The organism is Terriglobia bacterium, assembly GCA_020073085.1.
Taxonomy (GTDB): Bacteria; Acidobacteriota; Terriglobia; order JAIQFV01; family JAIQFV01; genus JAIQFV01.
Map to the genome: position 1 here is coordinate 1 of JAIQFV010000034.1, position 22,338 is coordinate 22,338.

Annotated in this window: 19 protein-coding genes; 13 read left to right on the forward strand and 6 right to left on the reverse strand. The window is 57.3% G+C overall.

Going from position 1 to position 22,338, the window contains the following annotated elements; genetic code table 11:
• Window positions 1-465 (reverse strand): hypothetical protein (locus LAO21_20850; protein ID MBZ5555169.1); only part of this gene is annotated, 465 nt, incomplete at its 3' end.
• A gap of 277 nt (window positions 466-742) precedes the next feature.
• Here LAO21_20850 and LAO21_20855 point away from each other — a divergent pair.
• The 7 genes from LAO21_20855 (at window position 743) to LAO21_20885 (ending at window position 13,457) form a co-directional block, all read left to right on the forward strand.
• Window positions 743-1,948 carry an AAA family ATPase gene (locus tag LAO21_20855; GenBank protein MBZ5555170.1) on the forward strand — a complete coding sequence of 402 codons (1,206 nt, stop codon included), beginning with the start codon at window positions 743-745 and terminating at the stop codon, window positions 1,946-1,948.
• A gap of 827 nt (window positions 1,949-2,775) precedes the next feature.
• On the forward strand, window positions 2,776-5,943 hold the full coding sequence (locus LAO21_20860) for an efflux RND transporter permease subunit (GenBank protein MBZ5555171.1): 3,168 nt from the start codon (window positions 2,776-2,778) through the stop codon (window positions 5,941-5,943).
• 1,114 nt (window positions 5,944-7,057) lie between these two features.
• Complete coding sequence (locus LAO21_20865; GenBank protein MBZ5555172.1) at window positions 7,058-8,242, forward strand: efflux RND transporter periplasmic adaptor subunit; 1,185 nt, start codon at window positions 7,058-7,060, stop codon at window positions 8,240-8,242.
• Window positions 8,243-8,256: 14 nt separating this feature from the next.
• Window positions 8,257-9,720 carry an efflux transporter outer membrane subunit gene (locus tag LAO21_20870; GenBank protein MBZ5555173.1) on the forward strand — a complete coding sequence of 488 codons (1,464 nt, stop codon included), beginning with the start codon at window positions 8,257-8,259 and terminating at the stop codon, window positions 9,718-9,720.
• A 280-nt stretch (window positions 9,721-10,000) separates the two neighbouring features.
• Window positions 10,001-10,570 carry an ORF6N domain-containing protein gene (locus LAO21_20875; protein MBZ5555174.1) on the forward strand — a complete coding sequence of 190 codons (570 nt, stop codon included), beginning with the start codon at window positions 10,001-10,003 and terminating at the stop codon, window positions 10,568-10,570.
• Between the two features lie 585 nt (window positions 10,571-11,155).
• The gene (locus LAO21_20880; GenBank protein MBZ5555175.1) at window positions 11,156-11,662 is read left to right on the forward strand and encodes an ORF6N domain-containing protein; all 507 of its coding nucleotides are present in this window, start codon (window positions 11,156-11,158) and stop codon (window positions 11,660-11,662) included.
• Window positions 11,663-13,013: 1,351 nt separating this feature from the next.
• The gene (locus LAO21_20885; GenBank protein MBZ5555176.1) at window positions 13,014-13,457 is read left to right on the forward strand and encodes a hypothetical protein; all 444 of its coding nucleotides are present in this window, start codon (window positions 13,014-13,016) and stop codon (window positions 13,455-13,457) included.
• A gap of 67 nt (window positions 13,458-13,524) precedes the next feature.
• Here the strand turns inward: LAO21_20885 and LAO21_20890 are convergent, their stop codons facing one another.
• The 3 genes from LAO21_20890 to LAO21_20900 all read right to left on the reverse strand — a co-directional run bounded on the left by LAO21_20890 (window position 13,525) and on the right by LAO21_20900 (window position 14,431).
• On the reverse strand, window positions 13,525-13,737 hold the full coding sequence (locus LAO21_20890) for a type II toxin-antitoxin system HicB family antitoxin (protein ID MBZ5555177.1): 213 nt from the start codon (window positions 13,735-13,737) through the stop codon (window positions 13,525-13,527).
• A 15-nt stretch (window positions 13,738-13,752) separates the two neighbouring features.
• Window positions 13,753-13,953, reverse strand: a complete 201-nt coding sequence (locus LAO21_20895; GenBank protein ID MBZ5555178.1) for a type II toxin-antitoxin system HicA family toxin — start codon at window positions 13,951-13,953, stop codon at window positions 13,753-13,755.
• 304 nt (window positions 13,954-14,257) lie between these two features.
• Window positions 14,258-14,431 (reverse strand): hypothetical protein, encoded by a 174-nt coding sequence (locus LAO21_20900; GenBank protein MBZ5555179.1) that lies wholly within the window; start codon window positions 14,429-14,431, stop codon window positions 14,258-14,260.
• Between the two features lie 331 nt (window positions 14,432-14,762).
• Here LAO21_20900 and LAO21_20905 point away from each other — a divergent pair, with 331 nt between their 5' ends.
• The 6 genes from LAO21_20905 (at window position 14,763) to LAO21_20930 (ending at window position 20,185) form a co-directional block, all read left to right on the forward strand.
• Window positions 14,763-15,206: a hypothetical protein gene (locus tag LAO21_20905; protein MBZ5555180.1), complete on the forward strand. Its 444-nt coding sequence runs from the start codon at window positions 14,763-14,765 to the stop codon at window positions 15,204-15,206.
• Between the two features lie 252 nt (window positions 15,207-15,458).
• Complete coding sequence (locus LAO21_20910; protein ID MBZ5555181.1) at window positions 15,459-16,007, forward strand: ORF6N domain-containing protein; 549 nt, start codon at window positions 15,459-15,461, stop codon at window positions 16,005-16,007.
• An 833-nt stretch (window positions 16,008-16,840) separates the two neighbouring features.
• On the forward strand, window positions 16,841-16,996 hold the full coding sequence (locus LAO21_20915; protein MBZ5555182.1) for a hypothetical protein: 156 nt from the start codon (window positions 16,841-16,843) through the stop codon (window positions 16,994-16,996).
• 172 nt (window positions 16,997-17,168) lie between these two features.
• Entirely contained in the window at window positions 17,169-17,342 is a 174-nt protein-coding gene (locus LAO21_20920; protein ID MBZ5555183.1) for a hypothetical protein, read from the forward strand.
• 3 nt (window positions 17,343-17,345) lie between these two features.
• Window positions 17,346-17,894, forward strand: a complete 549-nt coding sequence (locus tag LAO21_20925) for a hypothetical protein (protein MBZ5555184.1) — start codon at window positions 17,346-17,348, stop codon at window positions 17,892-17,894.
• Between the two features lie 275 nt (window positions 17,895-18,169).
• Window positions 18,170-20,185, forward strand: a complete 2,016-nt coding sequence (locus tag LAO21_20930; GenBank protein MBZ5555185.1) for a DUF2075 domain-containing protein — start codon at window positions 18,170-18,172, stop codon at window positions 20,183-20,185.
• A gap of 261 nt (window positions 20,186-20,446) precedes the next feature.
• On the opposite strand, the gene LAO21_20935 is transcribed toward LAO21_20930, so the two are convergent.
• Together LAO21_20935 and LAO21_20940 are read right to left on the reverse strand one after the other, a co-directional pair.
• Window positions 20,447-21,583, reverse strand: coding sequence for a hypothetical protein (locus LAO21_20935; GenBank protein ID MBZ5555186.1), 1,137 nt, complete (start codon window positions 21,581-21,583; stop codon window positions 20,447-20,449).
• Window positions 21,580-21,963, reverse strand: a complete 384-nt coding sequence (locus LAO21_20940; GenBank protein MBZ5555187.1) for an HIT family protein — start codon at window positions 21,961-21,963, stop codon at window positions 21,580-21,582. Before LAO21_20940 ends, LAO21_20935 begins: the two co-directional genes overlap by 4 nt.
• Window positions 21,964-22,338: the final 375 nt, after the last annotated feature.

Sequence of the window (22,338 nt, forward strand, 5' to 3'; positions counted from 1 at the left end):
CCGGGCGTTCTTGGCCCGGCGGGGGCTGGTGCCTGCGGATTTCAAGAAATTACCACCTCTGCCGCGTTTGCTCTGGTAGCCCCGCCGGGCGTTCTTTGCCTGGCGGGGGCTGGTGTCTGCGGATTGCAGGAAATTACCAGCTCTGCCGCGTTTGCTCTGGTCGCCTCGCCGGGCGTTCTTGGCCCGGCGGGGGCTGGTGCCTGCGGATTTCAAGAAATTACCACCTCTGCCGCGTTTGCTCTGGTAGCCCCGCCGGGCGTTCTTGGCCCGGCGGGGGCTGGTGTCCGAGGATTTCAAGAAATTACCGCCTCTGCCGCGTTTGTTTTGGTAGCCTCGCCGGGCGTTCTTGGCCCGGCGGGGGCTGGTGTCTGCGGATTTCAAGAAATTACCAGCTCTGCCGCGTTTGCTTTGGTAGCCCCGCCGGGCGTTCTTGGCCCGGCGGGGGCTGGTGTCCGAGGATTTCAAGAAATTACCGCCTCTGCCGCGTTTGCTTTGGTAGCCTCGCCGGGCGTTCTTTGCCTGGCGGGGGCTGGTGTCTGCGGATTGCAGGAAATCGGCAGGTCTGCCTCTTCACGCAAGAGCCCCCGCCACAAACAGCGTGGCGAGGCTACCAAACCTGACGCCTCCGCAGGGCTTATCGCCGTTATTCCAATTTCCGAATTCAGGCTGGGTCCCCTTCATTATACAACATTAGATAATACATAATTGCGTAATGCAAGATTGTGTGCTATAACCTCCTTTCATGGACAATCCCTTCCAATTTGGACGCGAGTTGGGGGCCGGCGAGTTGGTCGACCGCCAGGAAGAGATTGCCGAGGTCGTCGGCGCGCTCCGCAAGGGCGAAAAGCTCTTCCTCGTCGGTCCTCGGCGATTCGGCAAGACCTCGATCTTAAAGGCGGCCAGTGATCACGCCACGCGCCAGGGAGCCGTGGTGCTTCGCTACAACGCCGAAGGATACCCGTCCCTGGACATGATGGTGAGTGCCATCGTGGCGGATGCCGCAAAAAGCCTCAAGGGAGGCGTCGATCGCGCCGGGGCGCTGATCAAAAGGTTTTTCTCCCGGCTCCGCCCGGAATTAAGCTTTGATGTGAATGAATCGACGTGGAAGGTCAACCTGGGCGCCGCCGTTTCGGAAGGCCACGCCCAGGTGACTATGCTTATTGACGCCCTGGGCGCGCTCGAGAAGATGGCCGGCGAGATTTCGCCGCGACGCCCGACCGGTCTAGTGCTGGATGAGTTTCAGAAGGTCATCGAGCTGGGCGGAGAAGCCACGGAAGGACAGCTTCGAGCGGCCATCCAGCAACACCGCCACGTCGGATATGTTTTCGCCGGGTCGAAGACGCGGATGCTGACCGACATGACCACCGAGGCGTCGCGCCCGTTCTATCGACTGGGCTCGGTGCGATTTCTGGGACCGGTCCCGCGCCTTCAATTTGAGCGCTTCCTGAGGACCCAGTTCTCGCGGGGCGGTTTTCACATCGAGGGGGGCGGCAGCAAGACCAGCCCCCGCGATCCGGTGGCCCTCATCCTGAATCGGGCCGAGGAGGTTCCCTACAACGTCCAGCTGCTGGCCCATGCCTGTTGGGAACAATTGACCGGCGCCTCATCGGGAAAGGCGGGTGGTCGCATCCTGAGTGAAGCCGCGGTCGAGGATTCACTCGACCGGATCATCCGGCAGTACGATCCCTTCTACACCCAGCTTTGGAATCAACTCACCTCGATCCAGCAGAAGACCCTCATTGCAGTGATGCAAGAGGGTGGCGTGAGCCTGCTTTCCATGAAGGTCGCGCGCGCCGTGGGCAGTGGCCCCTCCACCTTGCAACGGTCCCTGGAAGCGTTGCTGGCGCGTGACATCTTGCGCCAGGAGCAGTCGGCGGGCAGCCTCCGCTACCGCTTTGACGACCCCTTTTTCGCCGCCTGGATCAGCGCCTTCGCCGCCAGCTTGTGATTTGGAGTGCGGTCCGTCCCGGACCGCTTTCCGTCTTTCCGCAACCGTTGGCGTTTCTTCTGACAACTTCCATGTCCATACCAAAGCGGCCCGGGACGGGCCGCACTCCAAAGCCTTTCGGAATTCGGTCTGTCAAAGCGGACCGCTTCCCGTCTTTCCGCATCCGTTGGCGTTTCTTCTGATAACTTCCATGTCCCTACCAAGCGGCCCGGGACGGGCCGCACTCCAAAGCCTTTCGGAATTCGGTCTGTCAAAGCGCACCGCTTTCCGTCTTTCCGCAACCGTTGGCGTTTTTTCTGATAACTTCCATGTCCCTACCAAAGCGGCCCGGGACGGGCCGCACTCCAAAGCCTTTCGGAATTCGGTCTGTCAAAGCGCACCGCTTCCCCTCTTTCCGCATCCGTTGGCGTTTCTTCTGATAACTTCTATGTCCCTACCAAAGCGGCCCGGGACGGGCCGCACTCCAAAGCCTTTCGGAATTCGGTCTGTCAAAGCGCACCGCTTTCCGTCTTTCCGCAACCGTTGGCGTTTCTTCTGATAACTTCCATGTCCCTACCAAGCGGCCCGGGACGGGCCGCACTCCAAAGCCTTTCGGAATTCGGTCTGTCAAAGCGGACCGCTTTCTGTCTTTCCGCATCCGTTGGCGTTTTTTCTGATAACTTCCATGTCCCTACCAAAGCGGCCCGGGACGGGCCGCACTCCAAATTCGGCGGCCAGGTGGATGATCTGGCATTTCCGTGTATAATTCACGGCTCGGATATCTCAAGAAACCTGGTCGGACCGCAGGCTTCAACAGGTCTGTTTGAAAGGAGCTTCAAGAGTCTTCGATGTGGATAGTTCGACTGGCCCTGCGCCGACCTTACACCTTCGTTGTCGTGGCGATCCTGCTCCTGATCCTGGGTCCGTTCGCCATTATCCGCACCCCCACCGACATCTTTCCCAACATCAACATCCCGGTGGTCAGCGCCTTATGGGGCTATGCGGGGATGGATCCCGAGCAGATGTCCGAGCGGATCGTCTACAACTACGAACGCGCCCTGACCACCACGGTCAACGATATCGAACACATCGAATCGATATCGCTGAATGGCACAGCCGTGGTCAAGATCTTCTTCCAGCCCCACATCCAGATCGCCAACGCGGTGGCCCAGGTGACCGCCATTTCGCAGACGGTCTTGCGAGGGATGCCTCCCGGAACCAACCCGCCGCTGGTCATCCAGTACAACGCCTCCACCGTGCCCATCCTACAGCTCGCCCTTTCGGGTCAGGGGCTTTCGGAGCAGCAGCTCTTCGATTATTCCGTCAACTTCATCCGCACCACGCTGGTGACGACACCGGGCCTGGCGATGCCTTTTCCTTACGGGGGCAAGCAGCGGCAGGTCGAGGTTGATCTGAACACAGCGGCGCTGCAATCCAAAGGACTGGCGCCCAGCGATATCGTGAACGCCATCAGCGCACAGAACCTGATCATTCCGGCGGGCACGGCCAAGATCGGGACCTTCGAATATGCCGTGGACATGAATTCAGCCCCCACCACCATCCAGGGGCTGAACGAGCTCCCCATCAAAGCGGTCCACGGCTCGACGATCTATGTCCGCGATGTCGCCAACGTGCGGGACGGCTATCCGCCGCAGACCAATATTGTGCGCGTCGATGGACAGCGCTCCGTCCTCATGGTCGCGCTCAAGAACGGAGCCGCTTCGACACTGGCCGTGGTTGCGGGCATCAAGGAGAAACTCCCGCGCATCCAGGCGGGACTCCCTCCTCAACTCCAGATCCACCCTCTTTCGGACCAATCCATCTTCGTGCGGGCGTCGATCGACGGGGTCGTGCGGGAAGCGCTGATCGCGGCCTGCCTGACGGCCCTCATGATCCTGGTGTTCCTGGGAAGCTGGAGGAGCACGATCATCATTGCCGTGTCCATCCCGCTGTCGATTCTCACCTCGCTCATTGTGTTGAGCGCGCTGGGTGAGACCATCAACATCATGACCCTGGGCGGGCTCGCCCTCGCCGTCGGAATCCTGGTGGACGACGCCACCGTCGCCATCGAGAACATCGATCGGAACCTCGATCAGCGCAAAGAGCTGGAGCAGGCCATCCTCGACGGCTCGCAGCAGATCGCCGTGCCCGCCTTTGTATCGACACTTTCCATTTGCATCGTCTTCGTCCCAATGTTCTTCCTGACGGGTGTGGCGCGTTATCTGTTCGTTCCGATGGCGGAAGCCGTGGTGTTCGCGATGCTGGCGTCCTACCTGCTGTCTCGGACGCTGGTGGTGACGATGGCCAAGTACCTTCTGCTTTCACAAACAGAAGAAGAAGCGCATGCGTTGGCCGCGAAGTCGCGCAATCCGTTCGTGCGGCTCCAACTCAAATTTGAGAGGGGTTTTGAACATTTCAGGGAGAGCTATCACCGCGCGCTCGAGGCCAGTCTCCGTCACCAGAGGTCGTTCATCGTCGCTTTTTTCGCCGCCTGCGCGCTTTCTTTTGCCCTGCTTCCCTGGCTGGGGCAGGACTTCTTCCCGCGGGTCGACAGCGGGGAATTCAAGCTGCATCTGCGCGCCCCCACCGGCACCCGCATCGAAGAGACTGCGGCGCTGTGTGACCGCGTGGAACAGGACATCCGCCGGCAGATCCCGCCGTCAGAAGTAGTCAGCATCATCGACAACGTCGGCCTTCCCTATAGCAGCATCAATCTGTCGTACAGCAATTCGGCGCCGATCGGGACCGCCGATGCCGACATCCTGGTATCGCTCAGCAAGGACCACCATCCCACGGCCGATTACGTGAGAAAACTCCGCGTGATCCTGGCCCGTGACTTTCCGGGAATCACGTTCTATGACCTTCCTGCCGACATCGTCAGCCAGATCCTGAATTTTGGTTTGCCGGCGCCGCTGGATGTTCAGATTGTGGGACGCAACCTGGCGGGAAATCGCGCTGTGGCCGAACGGCTCCTGAACCAACTCAAGTTCGTCGCCGGCGTGGTGGACCTGAGGATCCAGCAGCCGTTCAATTATCCCAAGCTGCACATCGAAGTGGATCGCACCAAGGCGCAGGAGATCGGCTACACCCAGCGCGACATCGCTCAGAATCTTCTGATCTCGCTCAGCGGCAGCTTTCAGACTTCGCCCACGTTTTGGCTCGATCCGAGGACCGGCGTCAGTTACAGCATTGCGACGCAAACCCCGCAGTACCGCATCCAATCACTTCAGGACCTGCAGAACGTGCCCGTGACCAGTCCCAACGCGTCGATCCCCCCTCAAATCCTGGCCGGGCTGGCCTCCTTCAACCGCGGCGCGGAGCTGGGCGAGGTGTCGCATTACGACATCGCCCCGGTCATCGACATTTATGGAGCGGTCCAGGGACGCGATCTGGGAGGCGTTGCCCGCGATGTGACCCCGATCATTGATCAAGCCAGAAAAGATCTGCCGCGCGGGTCCGACATCGTGGTCCGCGGGCAGATCGACACCATGCGCTCTTCTTACAGCGGGCTGCTGGCAGGACTGGTGTTCTCGATCTTCCTGGTGTACCTGTTGATCGTGGTGAACTTTCAGTCGTGGCTGGACCCGTTCATCATTTTGATGGCGCTTCCGGCCGCGCTTGCCGGGATCATCTGGTTCCTGTTCGTCACCCGCACCACTGTCAGCGTGCCGGCGCTGACCGGAGCGATCATGTGCATGGGTGTGGCGACGGCCAACAGCATCCTGGTGGTCAGCTTCGCGCGCGAACGGCTGGCCGAGGGAAAAAACGCGGTGGAATCGGCGCTGGCATCCGGGGTCACGCGCTTCCGTCCGGTGCTCATGACGGCGCTGGCGATGATCATCGGCATGTTGCCGATGTCGCTCGGCCTCGGAGAAGGCGGCGAACAAAACGCCCCGCTCGGACGCGCCGTCATCGGCGGTCTGCTGTTTGCTACCGCAGCCACACTGTTTTTTGTCCCGGCCTTCTTCAGCATCTTGCATGGCCGCGGCGGGAGAGAGAAACCTGCGGGTTCGTAACGTGCCGCAATTATCGTCCCCCGGGGTGCCGCAGGCATGCGGGTGCCGCAGGCATGCGCTCTTGGCATGCCTGCGACTCGCTTTGGTAGCCTCGCCACGCCCTTTGTGGCGGGGGCTTGTGGTTGAATTCATCACAACGCTTGGGGATGTGGAATGAATTGGGTTTCTTACTCCCATCAGAGTTCCTCGGGTGCCGCAGGCATGCGTTCTTGGCATGCCTGCGACTCGCCTTGGTAGCCTCGCTCTTTGTGGCGGGGGCTTGTGTTTGAATTCATCACAACGCTTGGGGATGTGGAATAAATTGGTTCGTGATTCACTTCCGATTTGTCGGGGTGCCGCAGGCATGCGTTGTTGGCATGCCTGCGACTCGCTTTTGGATCCCCGGACCGCCAACGTTGCTGGGCGGATTCCTTTGCTGTGGGTTTTTGGCCGATTTCAGTCAAATGCTGGATGGCGTAGACTCCGAGCCGTTAAATTGTGGGGGAGAATCGATCGGTTCATTGGCGAGTTGACCTGGTCTCTTGTACAAAGAATCGCAGGCATGCCAACAGCGCATGCCTGCGGCACCCGAGCAACATTTTGATCAAATTCGCCGAAGAGCCCCCGCCACAAAAAGCGTGGCGAGGCTACCAAAACGACTAGGAAATCAGGCACGAAATTGAAACGACGGATTCATGACTGACCCTGGCTTAACCGAACTACACCATCGCACCAGCGGACCGCTTGGGGATGTGGAATAAATTGGTTCGTGATTCACTTCCAATGTCCCGGGGTGCCGCAGGCATGCGTTCTTGGCATGCCTGCGAATCGCTTTTGGATCCCCGGACCGCCAACGTTGCTGGGCGGATTCCTTTGCTGTGGGCCTTTGGCCGATTTCAGTCAAATGCTGGATGGCGTAGACTCCGAGCCGTTAAATTGTGGGGGAGAATCGATCGGTGCTTTACCGAGTTGACCTGGTCTCTTTTCCAGAGAATCGCGGGCATGCCAACAGCGCATGCCTGCGGCACCCGAGCAGCTTCTTGATCAAATTCGCCGAAGAGCCCCCGCCACAAAGAGCGTGGCGAGGCTACCAAAGCGAATAGGAAATCAGGCACGAAACTGAAACGAGGGATTCATGACTGACCCTGGCTTGACCGAACTACACCATCGCACCAGCACCACGCGGCTTGTCCTGATCACTATCGTCGTCCTCATCATCGTCGCTGTAATTGTAATCGCCGGTATTGTCCCTCGCGAGCGTGCGAAGGCAGCGCTGCGCATTGAAACCAACGATCTGGCTGTTCCCACCGTGGCGGTGATCCAGGCCAAGCGCGGCTCGCCGCAGCAGGAGATTGTCCTGCCGGGTAACATGCAACCGTTTATTGAATCCCCCATCTACGCCCGGACAAACGGCTATCTCAAGAAGTGGACCCACGACATCGGCGCCCACGTAAAGACCGGCGAATTGCTCGCCGAAATCGAAACGCCCGAAGTGGACGCCCAGCTCGAGCAGGCGCGGTCTGACCTGAACACCGCCATTGCCAACATGAAGCTGGCCCAGGTGACGGCCGAGCGGTACGAGAGTTTGCGGAACACCGATTCAGTGTCCAAGCAGGATGTCGACACGGCCGCCAGCGACTACGTCGCCCGCAAAGCGATGGTGGCGTCGGCCGAGAGCAGTGTGAAGCGCTACGAGCAGCTCCAGTCGTTCGAGAAGGTGTACGCGCCGTTCGACGGGGTCATTACGGCCCGCCATACCGACGTCGGAAACCTCATCAACTCCGGCAATGCAGGCCCGGCGCAGGAGCTGTTTCGCATCGCGTCGATTCAAAAACTGCGCGTGTTCGTGAACGTCCCGCAGCAGTATTCCCGTGACGCCCGGATCGGCCTCATCGCCGATCTGACCTTGCCGCAGTTTCCCGAACGGCGCTTCAAAGGGATCCTGGTGCGCACGGCCAATTCCATCGACCTGGCTTCACGCACGCTGCTGGTTGAAGTCGACGTCGAGAACCCCCGCGGCGAGCTTCTTCCCGGCGCTTATACCGAGGTGCATTTAAAGATTCCCAGCAATGTCCCCACGTTCATTTTGCCGGTCACGGCGCTCATCTTCCAGGCGCAGGGCATGCAGGTGGCTGAAGTCGATGGCAACCATCGCGCGCAATTGAAACCCATCACGATCGGCCGTGATTTTGGGGCCGAGGTCGAAATCGTGGCCGGCCTGAGCGGGGCGGAGCAGATCATCAACAATCCCCCCGACTCGCTGGTCTCCGGGGAAGAGGTTCGGATTACCCCGGCCGAGGGCGGAAGGAACAAGCCCTGATGCGACACGTCCAGATGACGGGGTTACTCCAGCCCAGGCACCGCGCCGCACGAGGCATATTCTTCGCCGCGGCCCTGCTGTGCCTCATCGGCTGCGCCGCCGGCTGCACCGCCGGACCCCGCTACGTCCGTCCCACCATCGACGTTCCCGCCCAGTACAAAGAGATGGGCCCCTGGAAGACGGCCGAGCCCAGTGATGCGATTCAGAAAGGCAAGTGGTGGGAGATTTACCAGGACCCGGAACTGAATTCCCTGGAAGAGCAGATCGACGTTTCGAACCTCACGTTGAAGGCCGCCCAGGACCAGTTTCTTCAGGCGCGCGCCGCCGTTCGCATTTCCCGATCGGCCCAGTATCCGACAGTCACAGGCGGCCTGTCGGTGTCGCCCACCCGGGTATCGGCCAATCGTCCGCTGGCCAATAAGACTTCCAGCACCACGTATAACACCGATCTTGTGATTCCTGTGGATGCGTCGTACGAGGCGGATGTTTGGGGCCGGGTTCGCCGCACCGTCGAGGCAAGCCGTGCCGAGGCGCAGGCCAGCGCCGCCGATGTGGCCACCGTCAGCCTCACTCTTCACGCTGAGCTGGCGCTCGACTACTTCCAACTGCGCGGGCTGGACGCCCAGATGGAACTCTTGAACTCAACCATCGCCGCCCTTGAAAAAGCATTTGAGCTGACCCAAAACCGCCACAACGCCGGCCTCTCCTCGGCGCTCGACGTGACGCAGGCCGAAACCCAACTCCAGACGACGCGGGCGCAGGCCCAGGACCTGGGGGTTGCCCGGGCCGCGTTTGAACACGCCATCGCCGTGCTCATCGGAAAAGCCCCGTCCGGGCTGAGCCTGCCCCAGGCCCCACTGAAGGTTCCCCCTCCAGCCATTCCCACTGGGCTTCCCTCTGATCTGTTGGAACGCCGTCCCGATATTGCCTCCTCCGAGCGGCGCGTCCAGGAAGCCAATGCGCGGATCGGGGTGGCCCGAGCCGCCTACTATCCCCTCGTCACGTTGACCGGGACTGCCGGGCTCGAAAGCACCGCCATCGGCACGCTGGTCCAGGGGCCAAGCATCCTCTGGTCGCTGGGAGCGAGCGCCTCACAAATTATTTTCGATGCCGGACGCCGCCATGCGATCACCGGGCAGGCATGGGCATCCTACGACCAGTCGGTCGCCAGTTACCGGCAGACCGTGCTCAACGCGCTCGAAGACGTCGAAGACAACCTCGCCGCGCTGCGTGTGCTGGAGGGAGAAGCGGAGACGCAGGCCAAGGCGGTGGACGCGGCGGAGCATTCCCTCAATCTTTCGACCACGCTTTATAAAGGCGGGCTGACCAACTACCTTCAAGTCATCACCGCACAGAGCACGGCGCTCGCGAATGAACGGACCGCCGTCGATCTGCTCACGCGGCGCATGCAGGCGAGCGTCCTGCTGGTCAAAGCCATCGGCGGCGGCTGGACCGTCTCCCAGATCCCCAAGATATAACCTCCAGGCGCCCTCGGCGCCCTTCGCCCTCTTTCGGAGTGCGGTCCGCCCCGGACCGCTTTCCGTCATCCAGTTGGCATCACTGCCCTGCTTTATCCTCTGCGCCTCCGCCTCTCCGCGGTGAACCCAATGCCGGACGAAGCGGGGAATCACGAACATGTCACAAATTGTGATATGTTCCGAGTACAAAACCCCAAGATCCGCTTTCCGTCATCCCACTTGTGTTTTGAACTTGGAACTTGAAACTTTGAACTGTTTTCCCCCTTAAAGGACCTATGCCATGCCGAGAATAAAATCAGAAATTGTGGTGAAGGAGGTCGAGACGCTAATCTTCACTATCCGTGGACAAAAGGTCATCTTGGATGCAGATTTAGCGCGGATCTACCAAGTCAAAACGAAAGTGTTAAATCAGGCCGTGCGAAGAAATTCAAACCGTTTTCCTGAGGACTTTATGTTTCGGCTGACTCATGAAGAGCTGAGAAATCTGAACTCCGAGTCCCGGTCGACGGAGATCCAGCCAGCAGGAGCTATGCGGTCACAATTTGTGACCGCATCGAAACGGAACATCCGGTTTCTCCCCCTGGCGTTCACCGAACATGGAGCCCTCATGGCAGCCAACATACTGAATAGTGACACCGCCGTCACCTTGAGTATCTATGTCATCCGAGCATTTCTGCGAATGCGCCGGGCACTGACCTCCAATCAGATCCTGGAAAAGCGGTTGAGGGAGATTGAAAAGAACCTCCTGAACCATGATGCCGCATTGAGGGATTTGTATCAAAGAATCCGTCCCCTGTTGCTCCCTCCCCCCGAACCCAGGCGCCGCCGCATCGGCTTCCAGGCCCAGTAGCTTTTGATACGAACTGCCATTGCCATTGGGGGAAGCCGCTCGGTGGACCCGCTCCGGTAAATCGGAGCGGGGGCTTGTGTGTGAAGCCCACAAAAAATCAGCCGTTCTGCCATCTTCACGCACAAGCCCCCCCGCATAAACCCGCGGGGAGGCTACCAAAGCTTTCCGCGATGCTCTGGTAGCCTCGCCGGGCGCTCTTTGCCCGGCGGGGGCTTGTGTGTGCAGCCCACAAAAAATCAGCCGTTCTGCCATCTTCACGCCAAAGCCCCCCCCGCATAAACCCGCGGGGAGGCTACCAAAGCTTTCCGCGATGCTCTGGTAGCCCCGCCGGGCGCTCTTTGCCCGGCGGGGGCTTGTGTGTGCAGCCCACAAAAAATCAGCCGTTCTGCCATCTTCACGCCAAAGCCCCCCCCGCAAAAACCGCGGGGAGGCTACCAAAGCTAGCTCACTGCGATTTCAGCCGCGAACGCCGTGATAAATTGACCTTCGCGCATTAAACCCCGGCTTCGCCCTTCGGACTTTGAACTTGGAACTTGGAACTTTGCAATCCCCCCAGAGGAGGCGATGATGGACAACGATCAATCCATGATTCCAGTAGACCGCATCGAACGATCGATTTACCTGATCCGTGGTCAGAAAGTGATGCTGGACAGAGATCTGGCGAAACTCTACGGGGTTCCCACGAAACGGTTAAATGAACAGGTGCGACGAAACCAGCGCCGGTTTCCGGGGGATTTCCTGTTTCAACTGACGGCCCGAGAGATTGAATCTTTGAGGTCGCAAATTGCGACCTCAAAGCAGGCTCGAGGAGGTCGTCGTTACGCTCCTCTGGCCTTTACAGAGCAGGGGGTCGCCATGTTGTCCAGCGTGTTGAACAGCGAACGGGCCGTCGACGTGAATATTGAAATCATGCGCGCCTTTGTTTGCCTGCGGCAGATGATGACCTCTCACGCCGCATTGGCACGGAAGTTGGAGGCCCTGGAAAATAATTACAACGCCCAATTTAAAGTCGTGTTCGATGCGATCCGCCAATTGATGGCGCCTCCACGACGCAGACGCCGCCGGATTGGTTTTCAGCCCCCTAGGTGTTGACCCGGATTCTGCCGATTCCATTGGGTGGATCCGCTCTGGTAGCCCCACTCCTCCGCCGAGGCATTGGTGTGCTCTGGTAGCCTCGCCGCGGTTTCTTGCGGCGGGGGCTTGTGCCAACGGATTTCTAGCGGTTGAATTCCTCGAACCCACAGAAGTTTCCTGCCGATCTCAAATCTCCAATTTCCAATCTCAGATCAATGCCTATTTGCGCACCTACCAAAAGCCTCGCCGGGCGTCCTTCCCGGCGGGGGCTTGTGTCAGCAGATTTCCAACAATCGCCACATCCAATCAAAAATTTTCCTGCCATCCCACCCAATTCCCCCCATAATACCCGTTGCTTCTCCCTGACTCGGCCCTGAAAATTCAAGAATGGCCACTGTCCCGCGTCCCAGCGGCTGTCCCCATTCTTGAATCACCGTTTCACTAGAGTTGAAGAATGGACACTCTCGACACCGGAATCCGCCTGAAGGCCTTTCAATTCCTGGACGAACAATGCAAACGCCACGGCGACGTCCTCCCCCGCAAGATCTTGGCACAATCCGCTCTGGTAGCCTCGCCGCGCTCTTTGCGGCGGGGGCTTGTGTCAGCAGATTTCCAACAATCGCCACATCCAATCAAAAATTTTCCTGCCATCCCAACTCAATTCGCCTCATAATACCCGTTGCTTCTCCCTGACTCGGCCCTGAAAACTCAAGAATGGCCACTGTCCCGCGTCCCAGGGGCTGTCCCCATTCTTGAGGAATGGGGACTGTCCCGCGTCCCAAGGGCTGTCCCCATTTCTAGTCGCCGTTTCACTAAAACTCCAAAAATGGACACTCTCGACACCGGAATCCGCCTGAAGGCCTTTCAATTCCTGGACGAACAATGCAAACGCCACGGCGAAGTGCTCCCTCGCACGATCTTGGCCAAAGGCCGCTCTAGTGACCCCGCTCTGATGCCCGGTTTTGACCTTGGAAATTGGCTTTTCGACTTTGAACTTTGGACTTTGAACTTTCTTCCCCTATTACAACCGTCCCCATCGTCGAAGGACAGCCCCGACCCTTCGAGGATAAACTCAGCGACGACGGTGTCATTCGCTATCGCTTTGGAGTGCGGTCCGCCCCGGACCGCTTTCCCTCGGTCAAACCACCACGCCTCTGCGCCCTCGCCCGCTGCGCCCCCCTGAAAGCGGCCCGAGGCGGGCCGCACTCCAAAGATCCGCCTGAAGGCCTTTCAATTCCTGGACGAACAATGCAAACGCCACGGCGAAGTGCTCCCCCGCACGATCTTGGCCAAAGGCCGCTCTGGTGACCCCGCTCTGATGCCCGGTTTTGACCTTGGAAATTGGCTTTTCGACTTTGAACCTTGAACTTTGGACTTTGAACTTTCTTCCCCTATTACAACCGTCCCCATCGTCGAAGGACAGCCCCGACCCTTCGAGGATAAACTCAGCGACGACGGTGTCATCCGCTATCGCTTTGGAGTGCGGTCCGCCCCGGACCGCTTTGAGAGGGACGATGATTGCAAGGGTCCGGCAACGTGGCGGTTTGAACGGCGGAAAGCGGCCCGGGGCGGGCCGCACTCCAAAGGCAAATTCCATCACGGTGCTTTTGACAGTTACATCCTCGGCATCCGCCCCGATTTGGTAAATGAGATTCGAAAGGATGTGCTCGATGAATCCGACGGCCCCATGCTGATGCACGGCCTGCAGGAATGCCACAATGCATGCCTTGCTGTCGTGCCCAATGCAAACCGTCTCAAGCCGAATAAGGAATTCCTGGAAGAGCGATATGAAGTGTTCCGGAAGGCGGGATGATATTCGGGGCAAAGAGGAGGACTAAAGTCTTCAAGTTTAGCGCGCAAGGTAAACGGGGTTCGGCCCACTAAGGGATCGCAACGTATTCCGCAAAGGAATGAGGCTTGGGGACGCGCAGCTTATCTTCGCGCAGGCCGCGCACATGCATTTCAATGGCTTTATGCATATGGCGAGTGACCTGCTCACGGGTTTTGCCTGTGGCTACGCACCCCGGCAAATCCGGTGAATAAGCCGAGAAATTTCCGTTTGCCTTTTCGATGACGATCAGAAACCGGTCCATACTTACTTTCCCCTCTTATTTCTGTTTTGGCCTTTGTACCTGAGCCTGTTTGAAAACGCTGTTCAATGTGCCGGGAGCTAAATCGTCGTTTGGGTGTCCGGCGATGGTCACACGGCCCGATTTACTGGAATGCTTGAATTGCCGATGGCTACCCTTCGTTGCGACCATATACCAACCGTCATCTTCGATGAGCCGAATCACATCGCGAATTTTCATTCCAATTCATTCCGGCTACGGAATGTTCACACACTACCCGTGCCCGAGCACCAAAGCATCATTTTAACACACGCGTTGGTCCCGGCGGGCTCTACGCTCGTCGGTTCGAAGTAACATGGCTGGTCTCACGACCGCGAAATGCCCACCCTAGTAGCCCCGCTCTCCCGGGGCATTGGTGTGCTCTGGTAGCCTCGCCGCGGCTTCTTGCGGCGGGGGCTTGTGCCTGCGGATTTCTAACAGTCGGCTTCTGCCGAGTCCGCACAAGCCGGCTGCTAATCTTAAATCTCCAATTTCCAATCTCAGATCAACGTCCTTTGGCCCACGGCGCCAGCCGTGAGTAAGAGGGAGAAAAATGCCTCAAGCCGCTCTGGTAGCCTCGCCGGGCGTTCTTCCCGGCGGGGGCTTGTGCCTGCGGATTTCTACCACCCGCCTCCTCCAGCAAAACTTTTTCCTCCCATCCCACCTCAAATCCCCTCATAATACTTGCTGCTTCTCCCTGACTCGGCCCTGAAAACTCAAGAATGGCCACTGTCCCGCGTCCCAGCGGCTGTCCTCATTCTTTTGTACTCTTGGATTTTGAACCTTGAACTTGGAACTTTGAACCGCTCCTCCCTATCCCCTATAACCTATTACCTATCACCTATTCCTCTCGACACCGGAATCCGCCTGAAGGCCTTTCAATTCCTGGACGAACAATGCAAACGCCACGGCGAAGTGCTCCCCCGCACGATCTTGGCCAAAGGCCGCTCTGGTGACCCCGCTCTGACGCCCGGTTTTGACCTTGGAAATTGGCTTTTCGACTTTGAACTTTGGCCTTTGAACTTTTTTCCCCTATTACAACCGTCCCCATCGTCGAAGGACAGCCCCGACCCTTCGAGGATAAACTCAGCGACGACGGTGTCATCCGCTATCGCTTTGGAGTGCGGTCCGGCCCGGACCGCTTTGAGGGGGACGATGATTGCAAGGGTCCGGCAACGTGGCGGTTTGAACGGCGGAAAGCGGCCCGAGGCGGGCCGCACTCCAAAGGCGAGCTTCATCATGGCGCTTTCGACAGCTACATCCTCGGCGTCCGACCCGACCTGATGATCGAGATCAGAAAGGACGTTCTGGACGAATCCGATGGTCCCATGCTGATGCACGGTTTGCAAGAATGCCACAATGCACGCCTAGCTGTCGTGCCGAGTGCAAATCGCCTCAAACCGAATAAGGAGTTTCTCGAAGAGCGATATGAATTGTTCCGAAAGGCGGGATAGCGGCCTCGGGCCTTTCCAGAGGGCCGTGCACGCTTTTGGAGTGGACTGCCCCCTGTTCTAGAATGGAGGAGGCGGATCAGACCCTATCGGGATATCAAGATCCCGCGTTCCGGGACCGGAGTCCCCGTTCTCTGGGCGGGGCAACACCTCTATTGTTGATGGAAAATGTGGGCCCAACCCTGCCATGTATTGTATAATCTGATTCCCCCAAGAATCTCTGCGACCTCACGGATACCCCCCGGAGAACACGCGATGTCCGCCCAGCAATCATTGATTCGTGTCGAGTGGATCGAACGATGCATTTATTTGATTCGTGGCCAGAGGGTAATGCTCGATCGCGACTTGGCTGAACTCTATCACGTTACGACGAAAGCATTGAACCAAGCAGTCAAACGTCATCGGGATCGATTCCCGGACGATTTCATGTTCCAGCTGACCATGGACGAGGCCCGAGCATGGTGGGCAGGAAGGATCACCTCCCCTTTAAGGTCACAATTTGTGACCTTAAAACAAGGGCAGCACATCAAGTTTCGCCCGTACGCATTCACCGAACATGGCATATTGATGCTCTCCAGCGTCTTGAACAGTGACCGCGCCGTTCAGGTCAATATTGAAATCATGCGTGCCTTTGTCAGGTTACGCCAGATCATGACCTCTCATGTCGACCTGGCCCGCAAGCTCGAATCGCTGGAACGAAAATATGACGCCCAATTTAAAGTCGTGTTCGATGCCATCCGCCAATTGATGGCGCCTCCGCGGCCTAAGCGCCGCCGGATTGGATTTCAGCCCCCTAGGTGTTGACCCGGATTCTGCCGATTCCATTGAGTAGGACTGCTCTGGTAGTCCCGCTCCGTCGTCGCATTCGTGTGCTTTGGTAGCCTCGCCGCGCTTTTTTTGCGGCGGGGGCTTGTGTCAGCGGACTTCCACCGGTCGAATTTGACGAACCTGCAGAGGTCGCCTGCTAATCTCAAATCTTCAATCTGCAATCTCAAATCAAAATCCTTATTGCATACTTCTGCGAAAATCCCTCGTCACAATCTGCTCTGGTAGCCCCGTCCGCCAATGTGGCTGGGCGGGTTCTTCCCGGCGGGGGCTTGTGTCAGCCGAATTCTGATATTCGATTCCTGCCGAATCCGCAGATGCCGGCCCGCCTTGGTAGCCTCGCTGGGCGCTCTTTGCCCGGCGGGGGCTTGTGCCAGCCGAATTCTGACATTCGATTCCTGCCGAACCGCTGACGCTCCCCCGCTCATCTCAAATCTCCAATCTCAGATCGACTTGCTTTTTGCAATCCTCTCGCACAAGCCCCCCCCGCATACACCCGCGGGGAGGCTACCAAATCCCGACCACCACAACCGCAGTCCCGCCTGCGGGACGTCATATCCTTAGCCTGGGGCGTGAGCCCCAGGAACCGCGCCCCGTCACGCGCCCCCAGCCCCCAACGGGGGCGACATAGGGTTTCCTTCCAGCCAAAAACTTCTCGATTTCCCCCCACCTCAATTCCCCCCATAATACCCATTGCTTCTCTCTTTCCCGGCCCTGAAAATTCAACAATTGGGACTGTCCCGCGTCCCAGGGGCTGGATTGGGGACTGCCCCGCGTTTCAGGGGCTGTCCCCAATCGTGAAACCCGCAAACATGGACAGTCTCGACACCAGAATCCGCCTGAAGGCCTTTGAATTTCTGGACGAACAATCGAAACTCCACGGCGACGTGCTCCCCCGCACGATCTTGGCACAATCCGCTCTGGTAGCCTCGCCGGGCGTCCTTCCCGGCGGGGGCTTGTGTCAGTAGATTTCCAACAATCGCCACATCCAATCAAAAATTTTCCTGCCATCCCACCCAATTCCCCCCATAATACCCGTTGCTTCTCCCTGACTCGGCCCTGAAAATTCAACAATGGGGATTGTCCCGCGTCCCAGGGGCTGTCCCCATTCTTGAATCACCGTTTCACTAGAATTGAGACATGGACACTCTCGACACCGGAATCCGCCTGAAGGCCTTTCAATTCCTGGACGAACAATCGAAACTCCACGGCGACCTCCTCCCTCGCAAGGTCTTGGCCGATGGCCGCTCTGGTAGCCCCGCCCTGACGACCGGTTTTGACCTTGGAAATTGGCTTTTCGACTTTGAACCTTGAACTTTGGACTTTGAACTTTTTTCCCCTATTACAACCGTCCCCATCGTCGAAGGAAGGCCACGACCCTACGAAGATGAACTCAGCGACGACGGTGTCATCCGCTATCGCTTTGGAGTGCGGTCCGCCCCGGACCGCTTTGAGGGGGACGATGATTGCAAGGGTCCAGCAACGTGGCGGTTTGAACGGCGGAAAGCGGCCCGGGGCGGGCCGCACTCCAAGGGCAAGCTTCATCACGGCGCTTTCGACAGCAACATCCTCGGCGTCCGCCCCGACTTGGTAATTGAGATCAGAAAAGACGTTTTGGACGAATCCGACGGCCCCATACTGATGCACGGTTGGCAGGAATGCCACCATGCACGCTTGGCTGTCGTGCCCATCGCAAACCGCCTCAAACCCACTTTTGAGTGCGGCACTCTGAGTCCCGCTTTCTGTTGTTGTATTGCGGAACTCATAGTTCCGCTTTCAGTCGTCCAAACAGCCTTCGCCGCAACACCCTTGCTCTCTGCGCCCTCAAAGCGGCCTGCCGCGGCGGGCCGCACTCCAAGTGGTTGAGATCGGAAAGGACGTTCTCGACGAATCCGACGGAACTATGCTGATGCACGGCCTCGAAGGATGCCACAATGTACGCCTGGCAGTCGTGCCGAACTCCAATAGCCTCAAGTCCAACAAGGAGTTCCTGGAAGACGATATAAATCCTTTCGAGTGGCAGGCAGGACGCCGCCGGCCCTGCAGGGGGCCTGCCCCCGATCTACCACATGAGGGGTCTCGTGGAAATTGGGAATATCTCCATTTTCGTCCCGACGACCGTTCCTGGTATTATCTTATGTATGGAACAACCAACTGAGCCTGCCCCCAGCATCGTTGTATCGTCACGGGCTTGGTATGACGCAACCATCGCCGAATTCCTGAGAACCCAACCTGATGCCATTCTTGGACGACTGGCCAGAAACAGTGACTTTACTCTGCTTTCAACACAGAAGGAGGCATGGCTGGCTCAGACCACCTTGCTGCAAGACTGCCTTGTTGGTTTGACGGGCTCGTTGTTCTTGGAGTTCAACATCCCACGCATGGGCCGACGAATTGATGCTGTGCTGTTGGTCGGCCCCGTTGTGTTTGTGATCGAGTTCAAGGTTGGCGAACGGGTCTTTGAGCACGCAGCAGTGGATCAAGTCTGGGATTACGCTCTGGATCTCAAGAACTTCCACGAAGCCAGCCATTCCGTTTCAATCGTTCCGATTCTCATTGCTACTGGAGCTACAACATCGCCTCGATTGAAGTTAGATGCGGCCGAGGATAAGGTTTATCGTCCACTTCAAGTACACCCCGCCGGATTTCGCGAAGCGGTTGACCTAACTCTGCGGACCATAACAGGCAAAGTGGTCGATGAACAACGATGGCCCCGAGGTCAGTATCATCCCACACCCACCATTGTGGAAGCCGCGCGCGCACTTTATGCCCATCACTCGGTAGAAGCCATCGCTCGTTACGATGCGGGTGCACAGAACCTTCGCGTCACTTCGTGCCGCATTGAAGAATTGGTGGACGAGGCGAGAGCACAAAACCGCAAGGTCATTTGCATTGTCACGGGTGTACCTGGAGCAGGCAAAACACTGGTCGGGTTGAACATAGCGACTCGCCGTCGAGACATCAACCAGCCGACGCACGCCGTCTTTCTCTCGGGAAATGGTCCGCTCGTCGCTGTGCTCCGGGAGGCACTTACCCGTGACGAGGTTGCACGTCAAAAAGATCATGGTATTCGAGTCCGAAAGGGGAAAGTTGCCGAAAGTATCAAAGCTTTTATTCAGAACGTTCATCACTTTCGCGATGAGGCGTTGATAGACACTGGGCCTCCGGTGGAACACGTTGTCATCTTCGATGAGGCGCAGCGTGCGTGGGACTTACGACAAACCGCCAACTTCATGCGACGAAAAAAGAATCGCCCAGAGTTTTCCCATTCAGAGCCTGAGTTTCTTATTTCATACATGGACCGCCATTCTACGGACTGGGCTGTCATCGTGTGCCTGGTCGGTGGCGGGCAGGAGATCAACACTGGCGAAGCCGGAATCGATGCCTGGATCGAGGCCATAAACTCAAGGTTTCCGCTTTGGCATTTGTACATCTCATCGAGACTAACCGACACCGAGTATGCAGCCGGGAAGGCTCTTGACGCCGTACGTCAGCGACAGAATACTCACTTCGATGACACCCTGCATCTCGCCGTCTCGATGAGATCGTTTCGGGCTGAGAATGTTTCAGCTTTCGTGAAGGCACTACTCGATTGCGAAAAGCAACACGCCCATGAGGCCTTCTCACGACTCACGGACCGCTACCCAATCAACGTCACCCGCGACTTGAACTTGGCCAAGCAATGGATCCGCGCTCATGCCAGAGGAACCGAGCGGTTTGGGTTGGTAGCGTCTTCGAAGGCCCAACGTCTCAAACCTCATGCGATTGATATTCGAGTGGATGTTAATCCGGTCCATTGGTTTCTCAATGGCAAGGAGGACACGCGGTCGAGCTACTATCTCGAAGATGCCGCCACAGAGTTTCAGGTGCAGGGATTGGAACTCGATTGGGCGTGTGTGACCTGGGATGGTGACCTGCGTTTCACGGGCACCGGATGGACCTTCCATGACTTCCGGGGCGATAGGTGGACCAATATCTCAAATTCTGACAATCGGCGCTACCTCCTCAACGCTTACCGAGTTCTACTCACTCGCGCTCGCCAAGGAATGGTGATTTTTGTTCCGCCCGGCGACCCGAGTGATCCTACGCGGTCGCCTCAGTTTTACGATTCAACCTTCCACTTCCTTACCGAGTTAGGTATACGCTCACTATCTTGAGCCTTCATCACCGCCGTGATTGCTGGCTGGGCTGAGCTTCTTGGAGAAACAGCCCTTAATTTCGTATGCAATCGGCGCTTCCGGCCAATCTCCGCCAGCGATATGAAACCGAAACGGGTTATTTGGATTGAATCAGCGAAGCTTCGATCTCACGGGGCAATGGAATGACAACCGACAGGAGAGGGGAGGATCGCCCGAGCCAGCTTAGTTTCGGTCTCATGGGCGAAACGGTCCCTTAAATTCCAGACAGCCCTCAATGCGCTACGCGACAACATGAAATAATGTCCGAAGCCGATCGACGTCAGCGCTCACAAATTCTCTTTGGAGATGCCACAGCTTATAATCGTTTGGTAACCTCAGATAGATGACTCTTGCGGCACTCCAAGTCCTATGAGGATGGCGTTCCCATCCAATCGGATCAGCAATTGTGTTCAATAATGTAGCTTCCTTTGAGCCTGGGAAAAACCGAGTGCGCCATCGCTCCACATGTTCTTCGGATGCCAAAAAATCACGCTTGTAGCCATTGCATTTTTTGTCGGCGACAACGAGATTGTCAATTCCATTGTCCGGATATCGCGACCAGGGAATAAAATGGTCCAACTCAGCGGAATGGGGCTCGCGGATTCGCGTCGAGCAATAAAAGCATTGCTCTTGCTGCAGTTCCCATATTCCCCCTCGAATCCTGGTTGTCGAAGTTCTGTCTACTCCGAATAGAAAATCCTCCAGTTGAGCGTCGTGCAGATTGTTCAGGCGCGAAACCATGGCAGCCCATTTTCTGTGAATCAGCGGCCGGAGGAGACCGTTCAATTGTAATAGATACTCTCCCACGCCAGGTTTGAATCGTATCTGGTTATCGAATTGTCCAGCCTGAGCATTTTGGTAACGGCGGACGTCCACATTTTGGAAAACCTCTCCCCAAGCGATTTCATAAATGAAGCGGTCTTCAACGGCACCGAACTTTTGGAGACGCGGAAGAGGCATCTCAATGAGTTTCCACTCAACACGTTTTACTAACTCCTCAAAATCATCTTGTGCCGCCCACTTTGCTTGCGGAAGTGGAGTCGACGGGTCAGGAGCATGACGATTGCGAAACTTTGCAATGAAAGAGAGGATTCCGGCCTGCCCCCCTACGTTCTGCCTTAAAATTGACGGTTCTGAGTCCAAATCAAAGGGAAATGTATGAGGCCAATAAATTTCGATAACTTTCTCTGCCAGTTGGTGGGTCGTCACGCTTTCGGGTGCTACTCCGGACTCCAACGAATTCTCCATGCATAAATCCATCAAGCCGATTAGAACGGCATACTTGTAGGTGGCCGCAAATCTTCCTTCATCAAGCAATGCGAGAAGCTTCTCGGCGAAACCGATGATGCCGCGTCCTTTATCGTCTGGTTGAGTCATTCCCTTTCCCAGTACGGCGCCTGCAAAGGCAAAACCCAGCGGATCCCCCCACGCGGGTCATCTACGTCTCCAAGGTAGCGAGGAATAATGTGCAGGTGAGCATGTGCTACAGTCTGCCCAGCGGCCTTTCCCGCGTTAATGCCAATATTGTACCCGTCTGGTGAATATTTTTTCTCAAGGTGCTTCCGAGTGAGGTCGATCAGTCCCCAGATCTCCTTTTGCTCCTCTTCTGGCAATCTGAAAAAGTCCGTCTCATGCCGTCGAGGCAAGATTAGCATGTGCCCGGGGCTGACCGGGAATTTGTCCAGAAACGCGACGGCAAAATCGGTTTGTAAGACCATGTCACCCAAAGAAATGCGCTCACAGAAAACACATTCCATGCCTTGAATCTTAGCAAGATTCGAATGACCCGTCACCTCCTTGGCTTCTTTGTCGTAAAGAGGGCGAACTATGAACAGTGGGAGGCCGCGCTTCATAAATTCCCGATTGACCAAAGCGCGTAATCTCAGTTTATGCAGGAGATGGAAATCGAAACGCCCTAACCCCAACTTTATCCTAAAGTTTCCATGTAAACATTCCGTAAAGATTGTAGGGGAATATCGAATGTCCGCTGGAAACGAGGAAGCGGGCAGAGAAAGGTTTACGGAGTGTTCGATCATCCTCGCTGAATCCATGAATTTGAGTGACCCCGATACCCGCATCGCTTTTCCTTAGACTGTCGAATGCCGAGCCTTGCCCCGATTCCTCATAAGTAG

Bases quoted from the DNA above. Each gene is read 5' to 3' on its own strand.
- LAO21_20855 (MBZ5555170.1), top strand. From the start codon at position 743: ATGGACAATCCCTTCCAATTTGGACGCGAGTTGGGGGCCGGCGAGTTG.
- LAO21_20940 (MBZ5555187.1), bottom strand. From the start codon at position 21,963: ATGGAATGTGTTTTCTGTGAGCGCATTTCTTTGGGTGACATGGTCTTA.
- LAO21_20875 (MBZ5555174.1), top strand. From the start codon at position 10,001: ATGCCGAGAATAAAATCAGAAATTGTGGTGAAGGAGGTCGAGACGCTA.
- LAO21_20865 (MBZ5555172.1), top strand. From the start codon at position 7,058: ATGACTGACCCTGGCTTGACCGAACTACACCATCGCACCAGCACCACG.
- LAO21_20930 (MBZ5555185.1), top strand. From the start codon at position 18,170: ATGGAACAACCAACTGAGCCTGCCCCCAGCATCGTTGTATCGTCACGG.
- LAO21_20870 (MBZ5555173.1), top strand. From the start codon at position 8,257: ATGACGGGGTTACTCCAGCCCAGGCACCGCGCCGCACGAGGCATATTC.
- LAO21_20900 (MBZ5555179.1), bottom strand. From the start codon at position 14,431: ATGAGGGGATTTGAGGTGGGATGGGAGGAAAAAGTTTTGCTGGAGGAG.
- LAO21_20935 (MBZ5555186.1), bottom strand. From the start codon at position 21,583: ATGACTCAACCAGACGATAAAGGACGCGGCATCATCGGTTTCGCCGAG.
- LAO21_20920 (MBZ5555183.1), top strand. From the start codon at position 17,169: ATGGACACTCTCGACACCGGAATCCGCCTGAAGGCCTTTCAATTCCTG.
- LAO21_20890 (MBZ5555177.1), bottom strand. From the start codon at position 13,737: ATGGACCGGTTTCTGATCGTCATCGAAAAGGCAAACGGAAATTTCTCG.
- LAO21_20860 (MBZ5555171.1), top strand. From the start codon at position 2,776: ATGTGGATAGTTCGACTGGCCCTGCGCCGACCTTACACCTTCGTTGTC.
- LAO21_20880 (MBZ5555175.1), top strand. From the start codon at position 11,156: ATGATTCCAGTAGACCGCATCGAACGATCGATTTACCTGATCCGTGGT.
- LAO21_20915 (MBZ5555182.1), top strand. From the start codon at position 16,841: ATGGACAGTCTCGACACCAGAATCCGCCTGAAGGCCTTTGAATTTCTG.
- LAO21_20895 (MBZ5555178.1), bottom strand. From the start codon at position 13,953: ATGAAAATTCGCGATGTGATTCGGCTCATCGAAGATGACGGTTGGTAT.
- LAO21_20910 (MBZ5555181.1), top strand. From the start codon at position 15,459: ATGTCCGCCCAGCAATCATTGATTCGTGTCGAGTGGATCGAACGATGC.